At 50.1% G+C, this 18478-nt stretch carries 17 protein-coding genes; 3 read left to right on the top strand and 14 right to left on the bottom strand.

The genetic code is table 11. The features are described from left to right. Positions 1-7: 7 nt before the first annotated feature. Positions 8-460 (bottom strand): YutD family protein, encoded by a 453-nt coding sequence (locus KJS65_RS23795; protein ID WP_213652308.1) that lies wholly within the window; start codon positions 458-460, stop codon positions 8-10. A 42-nt stretch (positions 461-502) separates the two neighbouring features. After that, positions 503-1384: a lipoyl synthase gene (gene lipA / locus KJS65_RS23800; RefSeq protein ID WP_213652309.1), complete on the bottom strand. Its 882-nt coding sequence runs from the start codon at positions 1382-1384 to the stop codon at positions 503-505. 176 nt (positions 1385-1560) lie between these two features. Between lipA and KJS65_RS23805 the strand changes: the two genes are divergently transcribed. Further along, positions 1561-2649, top strand: coding sequence for a M23 family metallopeptidase (locus KJS65_RS23805; RefSeq protein WP_213652310.1), 1089 nt, complete (start codon positions 1561-1563; stop codon positions 2647-2649). A gap of 64 nt (positions 2650-2713) precedes the next feature. Here the strand turns inward: KJS65_RS23805 and yunB are convergent, their stop codons facing one another. Next, entirely contained in the window at positions 2714-3559 is an 846-nt protein-coding gene (gene yunB / locus KJS65_RS23810; RefSeq protein ID WP_213652311.1) for a sporulation protein YunB, read from the bottom strand. A gap of 245 nt (positions 3560-3804) precedes the next feature. Here yunB and KJS65_RS23815 point away from each other — a divergent pair, with 245 nt between their 5' ends. Beyond that, positions 3805-4476, top strand: coding sequence for a sigma-70 family RNA polymerase sigma factor (locus KJS65_RS23815; RefSeq protein WP_213652312.1), 672 nt, complete (start codon positions 3805-3807; stop codon positions 4474-4476). 33 nt (positions 4477-4509) lie between these two features. Then, the gene (clpP, locus tag KJS65_RS23820) at positions 4510-5097 is read left to right on the top strand and encodes an ATP-dependent Clp endopeptidase proteolytic subunit ClpP (RefSeq protein ID WP_136603633.1); all 588 of its coding nucleotides are present in this window, start codon (positions 4510-4512) and stop codon (positions 5095-5097) included. Between the two features lie 62 nt (positions 5098-5159). Here clpP and KJS65_RS23825 read toward each other — a convergent pair whose 3' ends face one another. From KJS65_RS23825 to ric, 11 genes are all read right to left on the bottom strand, one after another. Next, complete coding sequence (locus KJS65_RS23825; protein ID WP_213652313.1) at positions 5160-5885, bottom strand: YwiC-like family protein; 726 nt, start codon at positions 5883-5885, stop codon at positions 5160-5162. 56 nt (positions 5886-5941) lie between these two features. Beyond that, a complete protein-coding gene (moaA, locus tag KJS65_RS23830; protein WP_213652314.1) occupies positions 5942-6958 on the bottom strand; it encodes a GTP 3',8-cyclase MoaA in 1017 nt (338 codons plus the stop codon). A 37-nt stretch (positions 6959-6995) separates the two neighbouring features. Continuing rightward, complete coding sequence (locus KJS65_RS23835) at positions 6996-8549, bottom strand: nitrate/nitrite transporter (RefSeq protein ID WP_213652315.1); 1554 nt, start codon at positions 8547-8549, stop codon at positions 6996-6998. Positions 8550-8710: 161 nt separating this feature from the next. Then, positions 8711-9358 carry a response regulator transcription factor gene (locus KJS65_RS23840; RefSeq protein ID WP_213652316.1) on the bottom strand — a complete coding sequence of 216 codons (648 nt, stop codon included), beginning with the start codon at positions 9356-9358 and terminating at the stop codon, positions 8711-8713. Then, positions 9355-10434: a sensor histidine kinase gene (locus tag KJS65_RS23845; protein ID WP_213652317.1), complete on the bottom strand. Its 1080-nt coding sequence runs from the start codon at positions 10432-10434 to the stop codon at positions 9355-9357. The genes KJS65_RS23840 and KJS65_RS23845 overlap by 4 nt, the downstream gene beginning before the upstream one ends. Then, entirely contained in the window at positions 10431-10895 is a 465-nt protein-coding gene (locus tag KJS65_RS23850; RefSeq protein ID WP_213652318.1) for a GAF domain-containing protein, read from the bottom strand. Before KJS65_RS23850 ends, KJS65_RS23845 begins: the two co-directional genes overlap by 4 nt. 49 nt (positions 10896-10944) lie before the next feature. Then, entirely contained in the window at positions 10945-11637 is a 693-nt protein-coding gene (gene narI / locus KJS65_RS23855) for a respiratory nitrate reductase subunit gamma (protein WP_213652319.1), read from the bottom strand. Next, on the bottom strand, positions 11624-12202 hold the full coding sequence (gene narJ, locus KJS65_RS23860) for a nitrate reductase molybdenum cofactor assembly chaperone (RefSeq protein WP_213652320.1): 579 nt from the start codon (positions 12200-12202) through the stop codon (positions 11624-11626). Before narJ ends, narI begins: the two co-directional genes overlap by 14 nt. Continuing rightward, entirely contained in the window at positions 12195-13730 is a 1536-nt protein-coding gene (gene narH / locus KJS65_RS23865; RefSeq protein WP_213652321.1) for a nitrate reductase subunit beta, read from the bottom strand. Before narH ends, narJ begins: the two co-directional genes overlap by 8 nt. Then, positions 13720-17394: a nitrate reductase subunit alpha gene (locus KJS65_RS23870; protein ID WP_213652322.1), complete on the bottom strand. Its 3675-nt coding sequence runs from the start codon at positions 17392-17394 to the stop codon at positions 13720-13722. The genes narH and KJS65_RS23870 overlap by 11 nt, the downstream gene beginning before the upstream one ends. A gap of 324 nt (positions 17395-17718) precedes the next feature. After that, positions 17719-18417 (bottom strand): iron-sulfur cluster repair di-iron protein, encoded by a 699-nt coding sequence (ric, locus tag KJS65_RS23875; RefSeq protein WP_213652323.1) that lies wholly within the window; start codon positions 18415-18417, stop codon positions 17719-17721. Between the last annotated feature and the right edge of the window lie 61 nt (positions 18418-18478).

Genomic DNA, 18478 nt, shown 5'->3' on the forward strand with positions numbered 1-18478 from the left:
CGGCTCCCTATTGGGAACCGCTTTTTACCTTCTCCGGCTTCTCAGACTTCTCGGTCTTTTCAGACCTTTCAGTCTTTTCAACCTTTTCAGTCTTATCAGACTTTTCAATCTTTTCAGTCTTATCAAGCTTTTCGGGTTTATCCGGTTTTTCGGGCTTTTCTGGCTTTTCTTTATCCTTCGGCTGGGCCTCCCGGTTCTTTTGCAAGACGAAATAAGCACATCCGAAATTGCAGTATTCGTTGATGTAATCCACCATGCCGGAAAAGGCTGTATCTTTGGTGGATTTAGGATGCTTATCCCGGTAAAATCCCTTTAACCGAAGCTGGTTATAGCCCCAGTCTCCGATAATGTAATCGTAGCGATCCAGCACCTCGCTGTACCGCTCACGAAAGGCTTCAGGGTTCCAGCCGTTTTTATGGTCTTTCAGCAGCTCGTAGCTTTTTCCGCCAATGAGAATCAAATGTGCTCCCCCTGCCTTTCATTCAAAAAAAATCAATCATTATTATTTCTGGCTTGCCGCCGATTTTACCTGCTCATGCGCATGGTAGGAGCTGCGGACGAGCGGGCCTGATTCCACGTGGCTGAACCCTCTCTTCATGCCTTCTTCCTTCAGCTTGGCAAACTCATCTGGATGATAGTATTTAACGACGTTCAAATGCTTCGGAGATGGCTGCAAATATTGGCCAATCGTCATGATATCGCAGTTCACAGCACGCAAATCGTCCATCGCCTGCAAAATTTCATCCCATTCTTCCCCTACACCCAGCATAATGCTCGATTTGGTCGGAATATTAGGCTGCATTTCCTTTGCTCTTTTCAAAAGCTCTAAAGAACGGTCATATTTCGCTTTGGCGCGAACACGATTCGACATACGTTCAACGGTTTCGATATTATGATTCAAAATATCCGGTTTGGCGTCCATCACGACTTTCAGAGCATCCCAGTTTCCCATAAAGTCAGGAATGAGGACCTCGACACTGCACAGCGGCAAGCGCTTGCGGACAGCCTTGACGGTTTCGGCAAAAATCATCGCTCCTCCATCGGAAAGGTCATCCCGTGCGACGCTTGTGACAACACAGTGCTGCAGCCCCATGTTCTCAGCGGCTTCAGCCACCCGGTCAGGCTCCTGCAGGTCAAGCTCGGTAGGTCTGCCCGTATTGACTGCGCAAAAACGGCAGGCACGTGTACATATATCACCCAAAATCATAAAAGTCGCTGTACGGTTTGCCCAGCATTCATATATGTTAGGGCAACGCGCTTCTTCACACACGGTATGTAGTGTCTTCGAGCGCATCATGCTCTTGATCTCTTGATAATTGTCACCGGTCGTCAGTTTGATGCGAATCCAGTCCGGCTTTGGCTCCTTGACGGTTTGATTAGGCAATGATCTGACCTTCTTTCGCTCATGATTAACTGCTGCATGCCCCATATTATATCATGAACTTACCCAAAATACTTCCATTTACCAAGCGGGATAAAATGACTTCTCTTGTATCACTCTATGCATATGCCCGTCCAGTCCGGAAAAAAAGCCTATGAGCTGCTAGCAGGAGGTTGACGATGAGATTATCTGTTTCAAAGCTGAGTATAACCCGCCGTTCAATAATTTGCGCTGCTGCCGCAGTGATTGTCTTCGGAACCATTGCTTCTCCTGCATGGGGTTCTTCTTCCAGTCCCACTCTTACGCAATCCGCGGAGTCCCTGGACAAGATGAGCCGAGAGGAAATACTTACCTCAAGAAAAAAGCTCTACGAGAGCATTGCCGCAGTCACCCATATCCCGTGGTATCGTCTGGCTGCAATTGATCAATATGAACATACGCTAACGAAGGTTCATCCGAAGGATCGACATCATCCAGCGCGGTTAACGGGCATTTTTATGAATGAACCGGTGTGGACCGGCTTGTTCAACCCTGACCAGAGCGACAGCAACCCACGCTCCATCAGTATTTTTAACGGTTATGGCAAAGACGGCTCGGGCGATGGGCAGGCAGATATGAACAATGATATGGATGTGCTATACAGCATGGCCTCCTACCTGCTTCGTTACGGGCAGTCCGAGGATGATTTCAGCATAGCCCTTTGGGAATATTATCATAATAGCCGCTCCGTACAGCGCATCCGTCAATTTTCCAAGCTGTATGAAAAGTTCCATACACTCGACCTGTCGGGTCATGCATTCCCCCTTCCCATCTCGGATTCTTACGCATATCGAAGCACATGGGGAACCGGCCGAAGCTGGGGCGGATACCGGATTCATGAGGGGACAGATATTTTTGCACCTTATGGCATGCCGGTAAGAAGCACTTGCTACGGCATTGTGGAACTGAAGGGATGGAATCCGTTTGGCGGCTGGCGTATCGGAATACGGGATCTGGATAATCGCTACCACTACTATGCGCATTTGCAGGGTTATGAAAAAAGCCTGAAACAGGGCGATATCGTACTCCCGGGTCAAACGATCGGCTGGGTCGGAAGCTCAGGATATGGAAAGCCAGGAACACAGGGTAAATTCCCGCCTCATCTGCATTATGGCATTTACCGGGACAGCGGACTTGTTGAATGGTCCTTTGATCCCTACCCACTGCTGCGCCACTGGGAAACGGAGGAACGGCAGGCAATCAAAAAAAGCAAAAAAGGAACCTCCTGAAGTACAGGGGTTCCTTTTTCTTTTACAACTTTACTATGGCTCGGGCCGTGAAACTTACTCGGCATTACTTTGTTTCTGAGGTTTTTGATTCATCGCTCTTTTCACTGGACTCTCCCGATTCCCCGGTAGATATTCCCGGAATGGCAGGTGTTTCTTTTCCATGTCCGCTTTGGCCTGTTTGTGAGGAGGCAGCGTTTCCCGTAATTCCAGGCAGTGCAATATTCGGAGCGCCCGCATTTCCTACTGGCTGCCCCTGGCTGTTGTAATAGTACATCGGCACATCCCCTACCACCATCAGATAAGAAACCGGAATTTCCGTATCAATGACCTCCGGCTCCATATCGAAAGGAACAACAACAGCCACCTCAACTGTCACATGGATGTAGACTTCTACCAGTACCATGTTAATACCGGCATCCTTTTCCCTCGTATTCAGATCCACCTTAACGGCCCCTTGAGGCTCAATACGGATTGGAACATTCGGCCCAAACGAAGCGATGAGTGGACTTCCCAGTGCTTGACCGAGCGGGATACTCTCAGAGAGCATATGTTTGTTTTGCAGTGTGGTTTGAACGACTTTAAAGGTATCCGAAGTGATTTTCATATGCTCGGCATAATTCAGCATAAATCCGGAGACTTTTCCGGAGGAATCCATTTTCCAGTCAATCAGCTGCTCCGCGTTTCTGCCCTCTGCCACCTGTGAAGCAATGGCTTCATTGATGGCATCTGTTCCGATCTGCTTCATGCGGATTTTAGCCAGATGCATAATTGGAGGCTTTAAATGGTTTTCTACATACGCAAAAAATTGCAGCAGCAGGATCAGGAATATGAGCGCACCGATCAGCCATACCTTCCTCCGGCTCCGCGGCTTGCCCGCTCCTCTGCTCCGCCATCTCGCTCTTCTTTTCATGTCCCGCCCTATCCCCCTTTTGAAGAAGAGGTCGCTTACCTTATCAGCATATGTCCCTGTCCCTCAAAAAAGAAGAGCAAGCCTAAGCCACTTCCTGGTTGGCGGAATGCGGAATCAGCATATACTTCTGATATAATAAGAAAAACAATCTAATGATGTAATTCAAAAAAATTTAATGTGCCCGTATCTTTTTACCACTGACCAAACGTTTTATATATAGAGGCCTCTCAAGGAGAGTGATTAACATGTTAATCCACAAGGAAATGGAAGAAATGTACCCTAAGCTCAAATATTTTTGCCTGCGTGTGACCGGCAATTCTTGGGACGCCGAGGATCTGGCGCATGATTCCATACTCAAGGCTGAAAGGTTCTATCAAAAGGACCCTACTGGCAAACGTCAGGCCAGCTTTCCGCTTCTGGCGACCATTGCACGCAATCACTGGATTGACCAGCTGCGCAAAAAAAACCGCGAAACGGCAGGTCAACCCATCGAGACGCAGTCACGTGAAAAACCGCTGGAGCTGCTAATGAGCGGGCTGGAAACGCTGATGGAGCGGCTGACTCCAAAACAGCTGCTTGTATTTGTCCTGAAGGATAGTTTCGAATACAGGCTGTCTGACATCGCTGATTCGCTTGAAATGAATGAAACAGCCGTTAAATCGCTGCTGCACAGGGCACGCCGTAAATTGAATGAAGATGAGACTCCGGAAATTCCGGCATCGGGGCAAGAATGGGATCAGGTCGATGCGGACTGGTTCCAGCGGCAGCTGCTGGTCGCAATCCGTATGGAGCAGCCAGAGCTGCTGAAGAGGCTCGCCCTTTCCCTGCGGACTGCGAATCAGGCTAAACCAACGCCTGCGCAGCTTGGATACCGTTCCGGCTCTGCTTCATCTTCCCTTCGTTTACGCGCGGCATAGCCCTTCGCTTTTTATCAGAAGGAGGCTATAACGATGAATACAATACCTTACGTAGTAGAGCAGACCCGCCTTGGCGAACGCTCCTACGATATATATTCCAGACTGCTGAAGGACCGGATCATTTTCCTGGGTTCCGAGGTCAACGACCAGGTGGCCAACAGCATTATCGCTCAGCTTCTCTTCCTGGCTGCCGATGACCCGGAAAAGGAAATCTCACTGTACATTAACAGCCCGGGCGGATCTACATCTGCCGGCTTTGCGATCCTCGACACGATGGATTACATCAAGCCGCAGGTCAGTACGATCTGTATGGGGATTGCAGCTTCCATGGGAGCCTTCCTCTTCCTCGGCGGTGCCAAGGGCAAGCGCTATTCGCTTCCGAACAGCGAATTTATGCTGCATCAGCCGCTCGGTGGTGCTCAAGGCCAGGCCACCGATATTGATATTTCCGCCCGCCGGATACTCAAGCTGAGGGAAAAGGTGAACCAATATATTGCGGACAAAACAGGCCAGCCGCTTGAGAAAATATATCGCGATGCCGACCGTGATTTCTATCTCACTGCCGAGGAAGCGCTCGAGTATGGCATGGTGGATCGGATTATTACACAGCCTTTGGCGTAGAGACACTATGCGATGAAGAACCAAAAAAAGCTGTCCGAAGCATATTCGGACAGCTTTTTCGCTTACAGAAGTATCAGTGAAAGAATCAGAAATTGAACAGAACCGAAAATCTCCATGATACCGACCCTCATCGGCTGCAGCTGCTTGCCGGAGTACATCCATGTCTTGATCAACGGGTACACAAAAGGAATACACATCCAAGGATTGAGCGTGAACAGCGGCAATACGAATGAGATGCAATGATAGGCCTTTGCATAGATCTTCCAATGTTTATTTTTCCGCTCACGGAATACGGATTTGACGAAGAACACAGTCCCGGTAAAATACAAGAAATTAAACAGCAGGACATCTGCCAGCTCCCTGCCCCATATCCCTCCTCCCAGCAGGTACGCCGCCGCACCGCCCGTACAAAAGAGCATGATCGCACAAACATCGTTCAACAGGGCCCGCTCGGCCTTGTGGCAGACATGCCATACATTGACGAGAATCAGCAGAATTAAGATAGGGGCAAACCAGAATAGCCAAGGCTCCACCAGCAGCACTGGAATGAGGCACAAAACGGCGGCAGCGGCATAACCTGCTCCCCAACGAAGCCATAGGCTCCGCTTGGTTGTCTTTTTCAAAGCCTGCATCAGCGGATACGATGACAAGTACAGGAACATCCAGGCCAGAAATAGCGGAAGATGAAGAAGGACAGGCTTCGCCGCCATCATGCTGATGATAAAGGGCATGCTGACCATTGCCCAGCCTCCATGCTCTCTTGGAATGACAATGCTTGTCTTTTTCATTAATCTTCCGCCCCTTTTTTCCTTGGCTGGCTGTTCACGGTTCCGATCAACATCTGTCAGCCGCCGATATAGGACATCCCTATTTTCTTCCGCATCGATGCCGTTTGCTCCGTCCGCTCTTCCGAGTATCGGTCTTCTCGTTTCGCCCATACCCCGCGGATGGCCGCAAGCAGCTCTTCATCCGTTGCGCCGCCGCGAAGGAGTGTGCGAAGATCATAGCCTTTGGAGGCAAAAAGGCAGGTATATATTTTGCCGTCCGAAGACAATCGCAATCTTGTGCAGGAGGAACAGAAGGCTTCCGATACGGATGAAATAAAGCCGACCTCAGCCTCTCCGTCCTTATAGCGAAAGCGTTTGGCCACTTCTCCGGGAAAACGGGGCGCAGCCGGTACAAGCTTCTCTGCTCCACCTAACATTTCAAAAATTTCCTTTTTCGTTACCACTCGCTGCAGACTCCAACTGTTGTCATTGCCCACATCCATAAATTCGATGAAGCAGAGCGTGATGCCCAGTTTCTTAAAGTAAGCCGCCATCGGAAGAATCTCCTGATCGTTGACGCCCTTTTGCACAACCATATTCACTTTGACCTCGAATCCGGTCTCCCTGGCAATCTCCATATTGCGAAGAATGATTGACGGTTTAATACCACGGCCATTGATATGACCGAACAGCTCCGGATTCAGCGCGTCCAGGCTGACATTCACCCGGCGGAGTCCCGCATCGTATAGACTCTCTGCCTGCTGTCCAAGCAGGAGCCCATTCGTCGTGCAGCCGATATCTTCGATTCCCTGAATCGTTGTCAGCATCCGCACAAGCTCGGGAAGCCCGCGCCGCAGCAGGGGTTCCCCCCCGGTCAGGCGGATCTTTCGGATACCAAGTGAAGCATATAACCGGGCCAGACGGACAATTTCCTCCCATGACAGCAGCTGATCCTTTGGCATAAATGCATAATCATCTCCGAAGATTTCCTTCGGCATGCAGTAAGCACAGCGGAAATTACAACGGTCCGTCACGGAAATCCGCAGATCGCGCATCGGCCGTGACAACGGATCTATCATGGGATTCCCTGTCATGTTCTCGCTTCCTTTCTTGGTGCTCCTCTGCCCGCTTCTAGCCCCGCAGTTGTGGAGTGCTCTTGAACTTCTTGTTTCCTACGCCTAAATGACTGCTGGGTGGATTAAAGGTGATATCACTAAAGGTACCTACGTACTGAATAATGTCACCTGATTCATCTTTTACCGCATTAATGGTTAATAGCTCTAAATATTCCTCGCCATTCTTTCTGCGGTTCCAAATTTCCCCCTGCCAGCTTCCCTGCTCTTTGATTTCAGCCCACATGCTGCTGTAGAAATCAGTGGATTGACGGCCGGATTTCAGCACACTCGGATTTTTGCCGATCACTTCTTCCTCCGTATATCCCGTCAGCTTTGTGAATGCAGGATTGACGGCATTAATTCTTCCTCTCAGGTCTGTAACCAGAATCCCTTGACCGGTAGAGTTAAATACCTCGGAGGATACCGCTAATTTATCCTGAAAATACATCCACACAACGATAACCAGACTGGCAAGCGCTACCTGCGATAATGCCATAAATCCAATGGAATACTGGCCGGTAACCGAGTGGATAAAGGAGAGCATCAGCGGCGGGAAGAATCCGCCCAATCCGCCCATCATGGACACAATCCCGTTCGCAATGCCGGCTTGCTTGTTGAAATAGAAAGGCACGAGCTTGAAGATGATCCCGTTCCCAAGTCCGGCGCAAACCGCGATGGTTAAGCATCCGACTGTGTACAAGCCGATAGATGGTGAAAAAGCCAGCAGAATGGCTGCAATCGTAAGACCGATAAATACACCCATTAACAAGAACAGCGGTTTGAACTTATCCGCCAGCCAGCCGCCAACCGGGCGCAAGAAAGTTGCCACCACGATAAAGCCGGCCGTCCGCATGCCCGCATCTACCTTTGCAAGTTCAAAATTCGTCACCAAAAAGTTTGGCAGGTATACCGTAAAGGCTACAAATGAACCGAACGTGATGAAATAGAACAGAGAGAAAAACCACAGCTTTTCATTGGTATAGACTCCCTTGATTTGTTCCATCAGAGGCGTCTTAACCTTCGTTTCTTTGCGGTCGCCCAGGAATACGTTCAATACGGCGAAAATAAGCAGCAGAATCAAATATAGCTGAACGGTTCTGGACCATCCGATTTGGGTAGCAATAACAGGTGCAGCGAACGTAGTGATTGCCGTACCGACATTGCCCATCCCATAGATCCCGTTCACAAGCCCCAGCTTTTCTTTTGAATAATATTTTGGAAGAGAAGTCACACCAACGGAGAACACGGCGCCTCCGACTCCGAGGAACAAGCCTCCGATGACAAGAGACGTAAAGGATGATGCCGTACTGATAAAATAAACCGGAAACAGCAGCAGTATAAAGCTGGCTATAAAAACAATCCGTGCGCCAACCACGTTGGCGTAATACCCTAGCGGCAAACGCAGAACCGAGCCCAGTACAACCGGAATCGCAGTCAGGATCGCGAGCCGATCCGCCGGGATGGAAATGTCTTCCCGAATAAACGGCAGCAGCGCGGAGATGATGACCCATACCATAAAGCCAAGCACCAAATTCATTGTTTGCAGCGGCAGCTGCATTTTTTTGATCATTCCAATCACCTTTTCTGAACGTAATGAATGGCAGTTTTGTTGATCCCCATCTCCTATTGTAAGTGACATCATTCACAAAGATAATAGGGAAGTTCCCTGAACCTCGTCAGGGAACTTCCCTATATCAAGCAGCAGGGACCTCTTCTATCCCTTAAGGGATACTAGAAATCCAGCAGTTTTTTCTTTAGCGCGTATTCCACCAGCTCCGGGCGGCTCTTCAGATTCAGCTTTTCCATAATCTTGGCCTTGTGAGCTTCTACCGTCTTAACCGATACAAACAGCTTTTCCGCGATTTCCTTGTTGCCATAGCCCTTGGCAATCAAGGGCAGGATCTCAACCTCACGTTTGGACAAGCTGTTAAACGGATCATTGTCCGCGCTCTCGCTGTCCTTTTTGATAAATTCCCTTACAAGCGAGGTCGCCATCTGTGGATGGATATAGGTACCTCCCTTATGTACCATACGGATGGCTGAGACCAGCTCTTCATCGGGCGCATTTTTGAGCACATAACCGGAAGCCCCATTTTTAAGCACATGAAACAGGTAATCATCATCATCGTACATCGTTAATATCAGTATTTTTGTTCCCGGAAAATCACTGCTGATCTTACCGGTGGCAATCAGGCCGCTTTCGCCAGGAGGCATACTGAGATCCATCAGCAGCACATCGGGTTGATGCTTCGCCACCATCATGTAAGCCTCAATGCCGTCGGCCGCCGTCGCGACGACCTCCATATCCTCCTGATAGTTCAGGATCATGGAGAAGCCGCTCCGGACCACCGCATGATCATCTGCTATGACAATTTTCATCGTACATCGGCCTCCCTCTTGTTATCCTGTGATAATGGAATGCGGAGCTCCACCGTTGTCCCCTCGCCGGGAGCGGAATTCAGCATAAACTGGCCGTCGACAAGCTCGGCGCGCTCACGCATTCCGTATAGGCCGAGACCGGTGCCTTTGGCTTCGTTGTAATTCATGTTAAAACCGGCCCCGTCATCCTTGACGGTCAGCTGAAGACTGCCGTTCTCTTCGCATAACCGGACATGTACCTCATCCGTGCCCGAATACTTCAGCGCATTCAGCACGGCTTCCTGGCACACGCGGTATACCACGGTTTCGATCTCGCTGCCATATCTGGCTGCAGACAGTTCTGCGGAGAAATCCACCAGGAGCCCGTAGTTTTTCCCGATCCATTTAAAATGTGAGCGAAACGCAGCCTCAAGTCCCAAATCATCTAATGAGGATGGCCGAAGCTCAACCGACAAATGACGGATATCATCGAGCAGCCGGGTCAAGGAGACCTCGGTCTGCTGCAGCTTCCTCATTACGTCTTCTTCTACATTCATATACTTAATGACGCGCAGATCAACAAGCGAGCTAAGCAGCTCCTGGGCCACACTGTCATGAAGCTCCCGGGATATTCGCTTTCGCTCATCCTCCTGCGCTTTTATAACGTATTTAAGCAAATTCGAGCGCTGAAGCATCTCCTGCGTCTTCTGCTGCTTCGTCAGATCCAGAAGCATCAACACCCGAATGCCCCGGTCCTCATCAATGGTATGATAGCTGGCTGCATAAGGAACAACCCCTTCGCCGCGAGTCTTGAGATAAACCTGAAACGAGGAAAAGTCCCCCTTCGGATAGTCCAAATAACATTTGGAGCAGGCCATCTGATCCTTTTCATCCGTGTAGCCCTTACAGGTTTGACAGAAGGAATCATCCACGCCGGCATGCATCCGCTCGATCACTTCGATGTCAAGAATGTCCTCCGCCGCCGGATTCATGGCGACCACACTGCCCTTTTCATCGATAAAAAAGATAGCTTCCATGCTGTTTACATACATTTTTCTGAGCAGATCGCTTAATTGCTCATCCGTCATTTGAATCAAGGCTGCGACACCTCCTTGGCGTAAAAAGCCCCAAAAGCTGTTCCGAGCCCATCTTGAAATATGTCAAAGGAAGCTTTATTCAACCGATTTTCCTCGCGGTATCCTACGAGCAGAACTCCCATAACACGACTACCATCCCACAGCGGCACAGCTCCAAGGCTTTTTAGCTGCTCCGCAACAATGATGGGGTAATTAAACAAATCCCGCGATTCAATATCCGTGTCCACATTTTGAATAAGCATCGGCTTACCCGTCTTAAATACAATCCCTGCGATTCCTTTCCCGGAATGGAGAACAATACGCTTGTAACGTTCATTGATATTTCCAGAAGCAAACTGCCAGGTTAATACGAATCGGTCCTCAGCCGGCTGCACCAATGCCATGGACACGAAGTCGAATTGAAACCGGTCCCGGAGCTCGTCAATTTCCTCTTGGTAATGAAAGATCGGCTGATTCATCATAGCGATAACTCCTCTGACGTAGAAAAGAAGGCTGTTCGCCTTCTCTCATCTACGATTCATATTTGCGGTGCTTTCTATACAGGATATATCTTCTGCCTGCATAATTCAACGGAACGCTCCACACATGCACCAGGCGGGTAAACGGCCACAGAGCGAAAATACCAAAACCCGCAAGCATATGAATTTTAAAAGACATCGGTACATTCTCCATCAGTGAAGCATCAGGCCGTAAAATAAACAGATCCCGGAACCAGACTGAAATGCTTTCCCGGTAATTGAAATCCGGCTGGATCGCATTGGAAACCAGCGTACTGTACATCCCCATGAATACAATAAACAGCAGAAGAACATTGACGATCATATCGGATGCGGTGCTGAGCTGGCGGACATTTTTAATCGTAAATCTACGGGAGGTGAGCAAAATCATACCCGCCAGCGTTAAGAAGCCGAACGCACTTCCGATATATACCGCCCCGATGTGATACATATGGTCACTGACCCCTACCGCCTCCATCCAGGATTCGGGAATGCCAAGGCCTGCCACATGACCGCCGATGACCGGTATGATGCCCAGATGGAACATCAGGCTGCCCAGCTTAAGCTTCTTTTTCTCAATAAACTCGCTGGATTTTGCCGTCCAGTTGAATTGATCTGTGCGGTAGCGGTATATATGGCCGACTATGAAGACAGCAACACAAACGTAGGGAAAGATGACCCACAGAAACTGATCAATCATGCTCATGCGCGGCAGCCTCCTGAATGATGCATGCTTTGAACGTCTCGCGGAGACCTTGAATGAGATGAAAATAAGGGCTTTTAAACTTTTCCAAAGCTTTCAGAAGATGATAGGTTCCGTCCTCCATGACCGCAATCATCAATTCCAGGCTTTCCGCTGCTTCTTTCTCATGTCCCCGCCACTGGGCAGCATACAAAAATTCACACATGAGGGGCAGGTAATCAGAGAGCTCCGAGCTCATGATATCCAGGCCGAACAGCTGATACGTCTCTTTAAGTCTGGCAAGCATCTGCCCACGTTCCCTGCCCTCCTCGAATTTAGAATATGTCATATATAAAGTAGACTTCTTCTGAAAATCAAAGGTCTGGACATACAGCTCCTCAATTTGTTCCATGCTGTATTCATGCATGAGTTCCCAGTAGGTTCGAATCGATGCATAGGCAGGATGGGAGGAGTCCAGCGACTCCTCCATGACTGACGGATGAAAATCCAGCTTTTCCGGATAGGTGAGCATCTGGGCAAAAAATCCGAACACATCTTTATATTCATGCAGCTTTCCGAAATTAATCACGCCAGATCCCCCCATAGAAGTTTTCTTCGTACAGTTCTTTGCCGCTCTTGCCCTGCGGGCTTGCCGGCCCACAGCCGCTGCAGCTTGACCCGAAGCCTTCCGAGCCTTGGGAACGGTAAACATCCATATGGCTTTCTTTATGTGAAGTAGGGACCACAAACCGGTCGTCGTATTTCGCAATCGCGAGAAGCCGGTACATCTGTTTCATTTGATGGGTGGTCAGACCGACCCGCGCGAGCCGCGACTCATCAAATTCTGTACCTGATGACTCGGCACGCATATAAGAGCGCATCATGGCCATTTTTTGCAGGGCTTCCTTCACGGTAACGGTATCACCTGCCGTCAGCAGATTCGCCAAGTACTGGATCGGGGTGCGCATCTCTTCAATAGCCGGGAAAATCATGTCCGGGTTCTCGATCGAATCCCGGCCCTCAAAGTAGTTCATGATCGGACTGAGCGGCGGAACATACCATACCATGGGCAAAGTCCGGTACTCGGGGTGGAGCGGGAAGGCAAGCTTGTATTCGATGGCCAGTTTATATACCGGCGAATTTTGAGCTGCCTCAATCCATTCCTCCGTCAGACCGTCCTTGCGGGCCTGTTCAATAACCGCTGGATCATTTGGATCTAGGAACAAGCTGCACTGCGCCTCATATAAATCCTTTTCATCCGGTGTGGATGCAGCTTCCTGCACCCGGTCAGCATCATACAGCATAACGCCTAAATACCGGATGCGGCCCGTGCAGGTTTCTGAACATACCGTTGGCAGTCCTGCCTCAATTCTGGGGAAACAGAAGGTACATTTCTCGGCCTTGTTCGTTTTCCAGTTGAAATATACCTTTTTGTAAGGGCAGCCTGTCATACAATACCGCCAGCCGCGGCAGGCCTCCTGGTCCACCAGTACAATGCCGTCCTCGTCCCGCTTATACATGGCTCCGGAAGGACATGATGCCACGCAGCTAGGATTAAGGCAGTGCTCGCACAGGCGGGGCAGGTACATCATGAATGCCTGTTCGAAGTTAAACTGAATTTCTTCTTCGATCTTCTCTATATTAGGATCCTTGGGTCCGGTCACATGCGCGCCAGCCAGATCATCTTCCCAGTTCGGTCCCCATTCCAGATTCATCTTGTCACCGGTCACGGCAGAATGTGGACGGGCGACCGGCTGATGCTTCTTCTCCCCGGAATTCGTCAGATGTTCATAGTTATATGTCCATGGCTCATAGTAATCTTTCATTTCAGGCATATCGGGATTGTAAAAGATTTTGCCGAGCGCGATTTTGGACAGCCTGCTGCCGGATTTCAGCTGCAGCTTACCCTTTTTCAGCATCCAGCCTCCCTTGTACTTCTCCTGATCCTCCCACCGGACGGGATAGCCGATGCCCGGTTTCGTTTCTACGTTATTGAACCACATATATTCAGCCCCCGGACGGTTCGTCCAGGTGCTCTTGCAGGTCACGCTGCAGGTGTGGCAGCCAATGCATTTATCCAGATTCATGACCATGGCGACTTGTGCTTTAATCTTCAAGCCAATCCACCTCTTTCATTTTGCGGACAGCCACGTACACATCCCGTTGATTTCCGATCGGTCCATAGTAGTTAAACCCATAGCTAAGCTGAGCATATCCCCCGACCATCTGGGTCGGTTTTACATGTATTCTCGTCGGCGCATTGTGGCTGCCGCCGCGATCCTTCGTGATCTCGGAGCCCGGAACATTGATATGCTTATCTTGAGCATGGTACATATACATCGTCCCTTTAGGCATCCGGTGGCTGACAACAGCCCGGGCGGTAACAACGCCATTGCGGTTGTATACTTCCAGCCAGTCGTTGTCCTGAATATCGTTCGCCGCCGCGTCATCATTGTTCAGCCATACAGTCGGACCACCGCGGAACAACGTCAGCATGTGCAGATTATCCTGGTAGGTGCTGTGGATGTTCCACTTGCCGTGCGGCGTCAGGTAACGGAGCACAAGCGTATCCTTGCCCCCGGTAATCTGCTTGTCGCGTGGACCGAACACCATGGGCGGAAGCGTTGGTTTATATACCGGAAGTGCTTCCCCGAACTGCAGGAAAATTTCATGATCGATATAAAAATGCTGTCTGCCGGTCAGTGTGCGGAAAGGCACCAGACGCTCAATATTCGTCGTGAACGGTGAATATCGTCTTCCCATTTTGTTCGATCCGCTGAATACCGGCGTTGGAATGACTTCACGCGGCTGGGCTGTAATGCTTTGAAATGTAATGCGCTCAGCTGCGCGGTCTGCAGAGATATCCTTCAATGCAACCCCAGTATCCTGCTCCGCAGATTCCCATGCACGCTGCGAAACTTTACCATTCGTGGCCGAAGATATATTCAAAATGGCATCTGCCGCATTCCTGGCGGTATGAAGCTTAGGCAGACCATTTTTGATCGTGTCATCATAATAGGTGCCGTTCATGCGTTTTAGCTCTTCATACTCCTCGGCAACCGAGAAGCTGACGCCATGCGCCCCCACTTTACCAGTAGCCAGGTTCGGGCCGAGCGTAACGAATTTGTCGTAGATTTTCGTGTAGTCCCGCTCCACCACCGTCAGGTTGGGCATTGTTTTACCAGGAATGGCTTCAATCTCGCCCTTGCGCCAATCCTTTACTTCTCCGTAAGGCTGGGCAATCTCGTTAATAGAGTCATGGGCCAGCGGTGTGGTCACAAGATCTTTGTACACGCCGGGCAGATGTGTTTTAGCCATTTCCGAGAAGCTCTGGGCAATCGTTCTGTAAATATCCCAGTCCGAGCGTGATTCCCAGAGCGGATCCACTGCCGGATTAAATGGATGCACGAAAGGATGCATATCCGTTGAAGATAAATCCGTTTTTTCGTACCAGGTTGCTGCCGGGAGAACCACATCCGCATACATCGGGGTCGATGTCATCCGGAAATCAAGGGCAACGAGCAGATCCAGCTTGCCTTCTACATCGTCGCGCCAGACCATCTCCTCAGGCTTCTCATCTTCATTCGGTGTGGAGAGAAGACCATCCGATGCTCCAAGAAGATGCTTCATAAAATACTCCTGCCCCTTGGCGGAGCTCGAAATCAGGTTCGAACGCCATACAAACAGCGACCGCGGGAAGTTCTCCGGCGCATCCGGATCTTCAGCCGCAAATTGTGTATCCCCTGAGATGATTTGTTCCAGCGTATGCTTCACGATTTCTTCGTTGGTTGTTTTCCCCTGCTGCGCTGCTTCCTCTGCGAATGTCAGGCTGTTCTTGTTAAACTGCGGATAAGATGGAAGCCAGCCAAGTCTTGCAGCAAGCACGTTATAATCAGCCGGATGCTGGTAACGGATATCACCGCCCGTAGGCGATTTCAGGGAATCGGCACCCATTTCTTCGTATTTCCACTGATCCGTCGCAAAATAGAAGAACGATGTCGCGTTCTGCTGGCGCGGCGGTCCCTGCCAGTCCTTCGCAAAAGCAACCGTAGACCAGCCTTCGATCGGACGGCATTTTTCCTGTCCCACATAATGCGCCCAACCTCCGCCGTTCACCCCTTGTGATGCGGTCAGAATAACCAGATTCAGAATGGAGCGGTAGATCGTATCGCTGTTGAACCAGTGGTTAATCCCCGCACCCATGATGATCATGGAGCGGCCTCCGGTATCCAGCGAATTTTGTGCAAACTCCCTGGCGATCTGAACCACGACCGATGCTTTCACTCCGGTTATGTTTTCCTGCCAGGCAGGTGTATAGAATGAACTCGCATCATCGTATCCGGCTGCTTCAAGCTTACTTCCAGTACGTGCGATTCCATACTGGCTCAGCATCAGATCGTAGACGGTGGCCGCTAAACGCTGCGTTCCGTCAGAGAGTTGAATCTTTTTTGCAGGGATTTTGCGTTCAAAGGTCCCATTCGCATTGTTATCAAAGAAAGGAAAGCTAATGTTATGCCACTGCGCCCCCTGCGGCTCCACTGACAGTGCCGGAGCAATAACGGATCCGTCTTCACGTTCAAGGATCAGATTCCATTTCTTATCCTGCTCCCAGCGTTGACCCATCGTGCCATTCGGAACCGTGATTTCATTCGTCACTTCATCGATAATCACCGGCTTCCACTCGGCATGCTGTGAAGTATCTCCGAGATCACTCGCCCGCAGAAAGCGCCCTGCCTTATAACCACCCTCATGCTCATCCAGTAGAATGAGGAAAGGCATATCCGTATATTGTTTAGCGTAATTCAGGAACATCGGCTCCTGACGCTCATGATAAAATTCATTCAAAATGACATGCGTCATCGCCTGGGCAATCGCCGCGTCTGTTCCGGGATTCGGAGCCAGCCAGTTGTCTGCAAACTTGACGTTCTCTGCATAGTCCGGCGCGACCGATACCACCTTGGTGCCTTTGTAACGCACTTCGGTCATGAAGTGGGCATCCGGCGTCCGGGTTAAAGGTACATTGGAGCCCCACATGATCAGATAACCGGCATTGTACCAATCGCTTGATTCCGGCACATCCGTTTGCTCTCCCCAGATTTGTGGAGATGCAGGCGGCAAATCCGCATACCAGTCGTAGAAGCTCAGCATCTCGCCTCCAAGCAGGGAGATGAATCTGGCACCTGACGCGTAACTGATCATCGACATGGCGGGAATAGGTGTAAACCCGGCAATCCGGTCAGGACCATATTTGCGAATCGTATATATTAACTGGGCGGAAATCAGCTTTGTGGCATCCTGCCAGGATACACGTACATGGCCGCCTTTACCCCGCGCTTGTTTATAGGATTTGGATTTCTCCGGGTCTTCAACAATGCTGGCCCATGCTGCGATCGGGTCGCTGTGCTGGCTTAAAGCCTCATTCCACATACGCCATAAACGGCCGCGCATATAAGGATACTTCACACGCAGCGGACTGTATTCATACCAGGAGAACGAGGCACCCCGCGGACATCCGCGCGGTTCAAATTCCGGCATATCAGGTCCGCAGGAAGGATAATCGATCTGCTGATTTTCCCAAGTGATGATGCCATTTTTCACGAACACCTTCCAGCTGCAGGAGCCTGTACAGTTCACGCCATGCGTCGTCCGCACGACTTTATCATGTGACCAGCGCTTGCGGTACATATCCTCCCACTCTCGGCTTTTTTCCTCGAGAACAGACCAGTTGTCTGAGTAGCTTTCTAATTTTTTGAAGAACTTCAGTCCCGACTTTCGTTTCATAGGACGCTTCAACTCCTTCTGTGTATATGACCATGATTGGGGAATCAAGGTGTCGTCCATTCGTATAACTTTATTATGAGCGCCGCCTCTTACGGTTCCTATTAGGGAAACTCCTATATCCCTTCGAGAATTCCCTTGGTTGATGGGGGTAGATGGTGCTGGAGGGAATATGATTGTTTCGCTGTTTGGCAAGATGGTAAAAAAGCCTGGTGGAGACTGCTGCTTTTGCGCATGTTGCGGGGATGGTTTCCGGGTTCGGACAAAAAAAGCCCCCTCTTCACCTTGTGAAGAAAGGGCCATAATGATCGCCTGTATCCTTACGAACTACACCGCGGCACGCATACGCTCGAACAGCACGTTGTTCTCCAGATGGATATGCTCGAAAGTATCCTTTTCAAGCATCGCCAGCCGCTGGTAAACGAGCCGGTACGTACCGCAGGCATCGGCGGGAGGAGCAAAATCACTGGTTATTTCCCGCAGCTCCTTCAGCAAGTCGCCTGCCTGCTCATGCTCCTGTTCCAGCTCGGACACATGCGGCTTAAGTTCCTCTGCGGCTTGGAGACTCGGATTGGAAACAAATTTCAAAATAAGCGGGAATACATTCAGATCCTCATCCTTAGTATGCTCCAGCAGCTCTTTGCTCAAATCCGCAAAAATCGCCTGCACTCTCAGCAGCTCAGGATGATGTTCGCCATGAACACGGGCCAGCTTCGTCATATATGGTGTCAACGCTGGCAGCTCGTCTCGCAGAAAAGCATGATGCTTCTGCTGGATATATTCAATTAGCTCCGGTTCAGTCAGCTCACCGGGACGGCTCTCCTGGTAGTCAGCCATCTTGGTCTCCAGGGTCTTTATCTCTTCAAGAACAACAGCAGGGTCCAGCTTTCGTTTACACGCCGCTTCCTCCAGAGGAACCTTCCCCCCGCAGCAAAAATCAATGCGCAGTGCACGGAATAAATCTGCCGTTTGCGGTACAGCCGTTACGATATCGGACACTTGCGTTTCTAACGTGAATGAACTCATATCAAGGACCTCCAAATAGTGGTTGGATGCGCAGAATGCTATTTCTGTTTACAGACCCAGT

The organism is Paenibacillus sp. J23TS9 (assembly GCF_018403225.1).
Taxonomy (GTDB): Bacteria; Bacillota; Bacilli; order Paenibacillales; family Paenibacillaceae; genus Paenibacillus_AQ.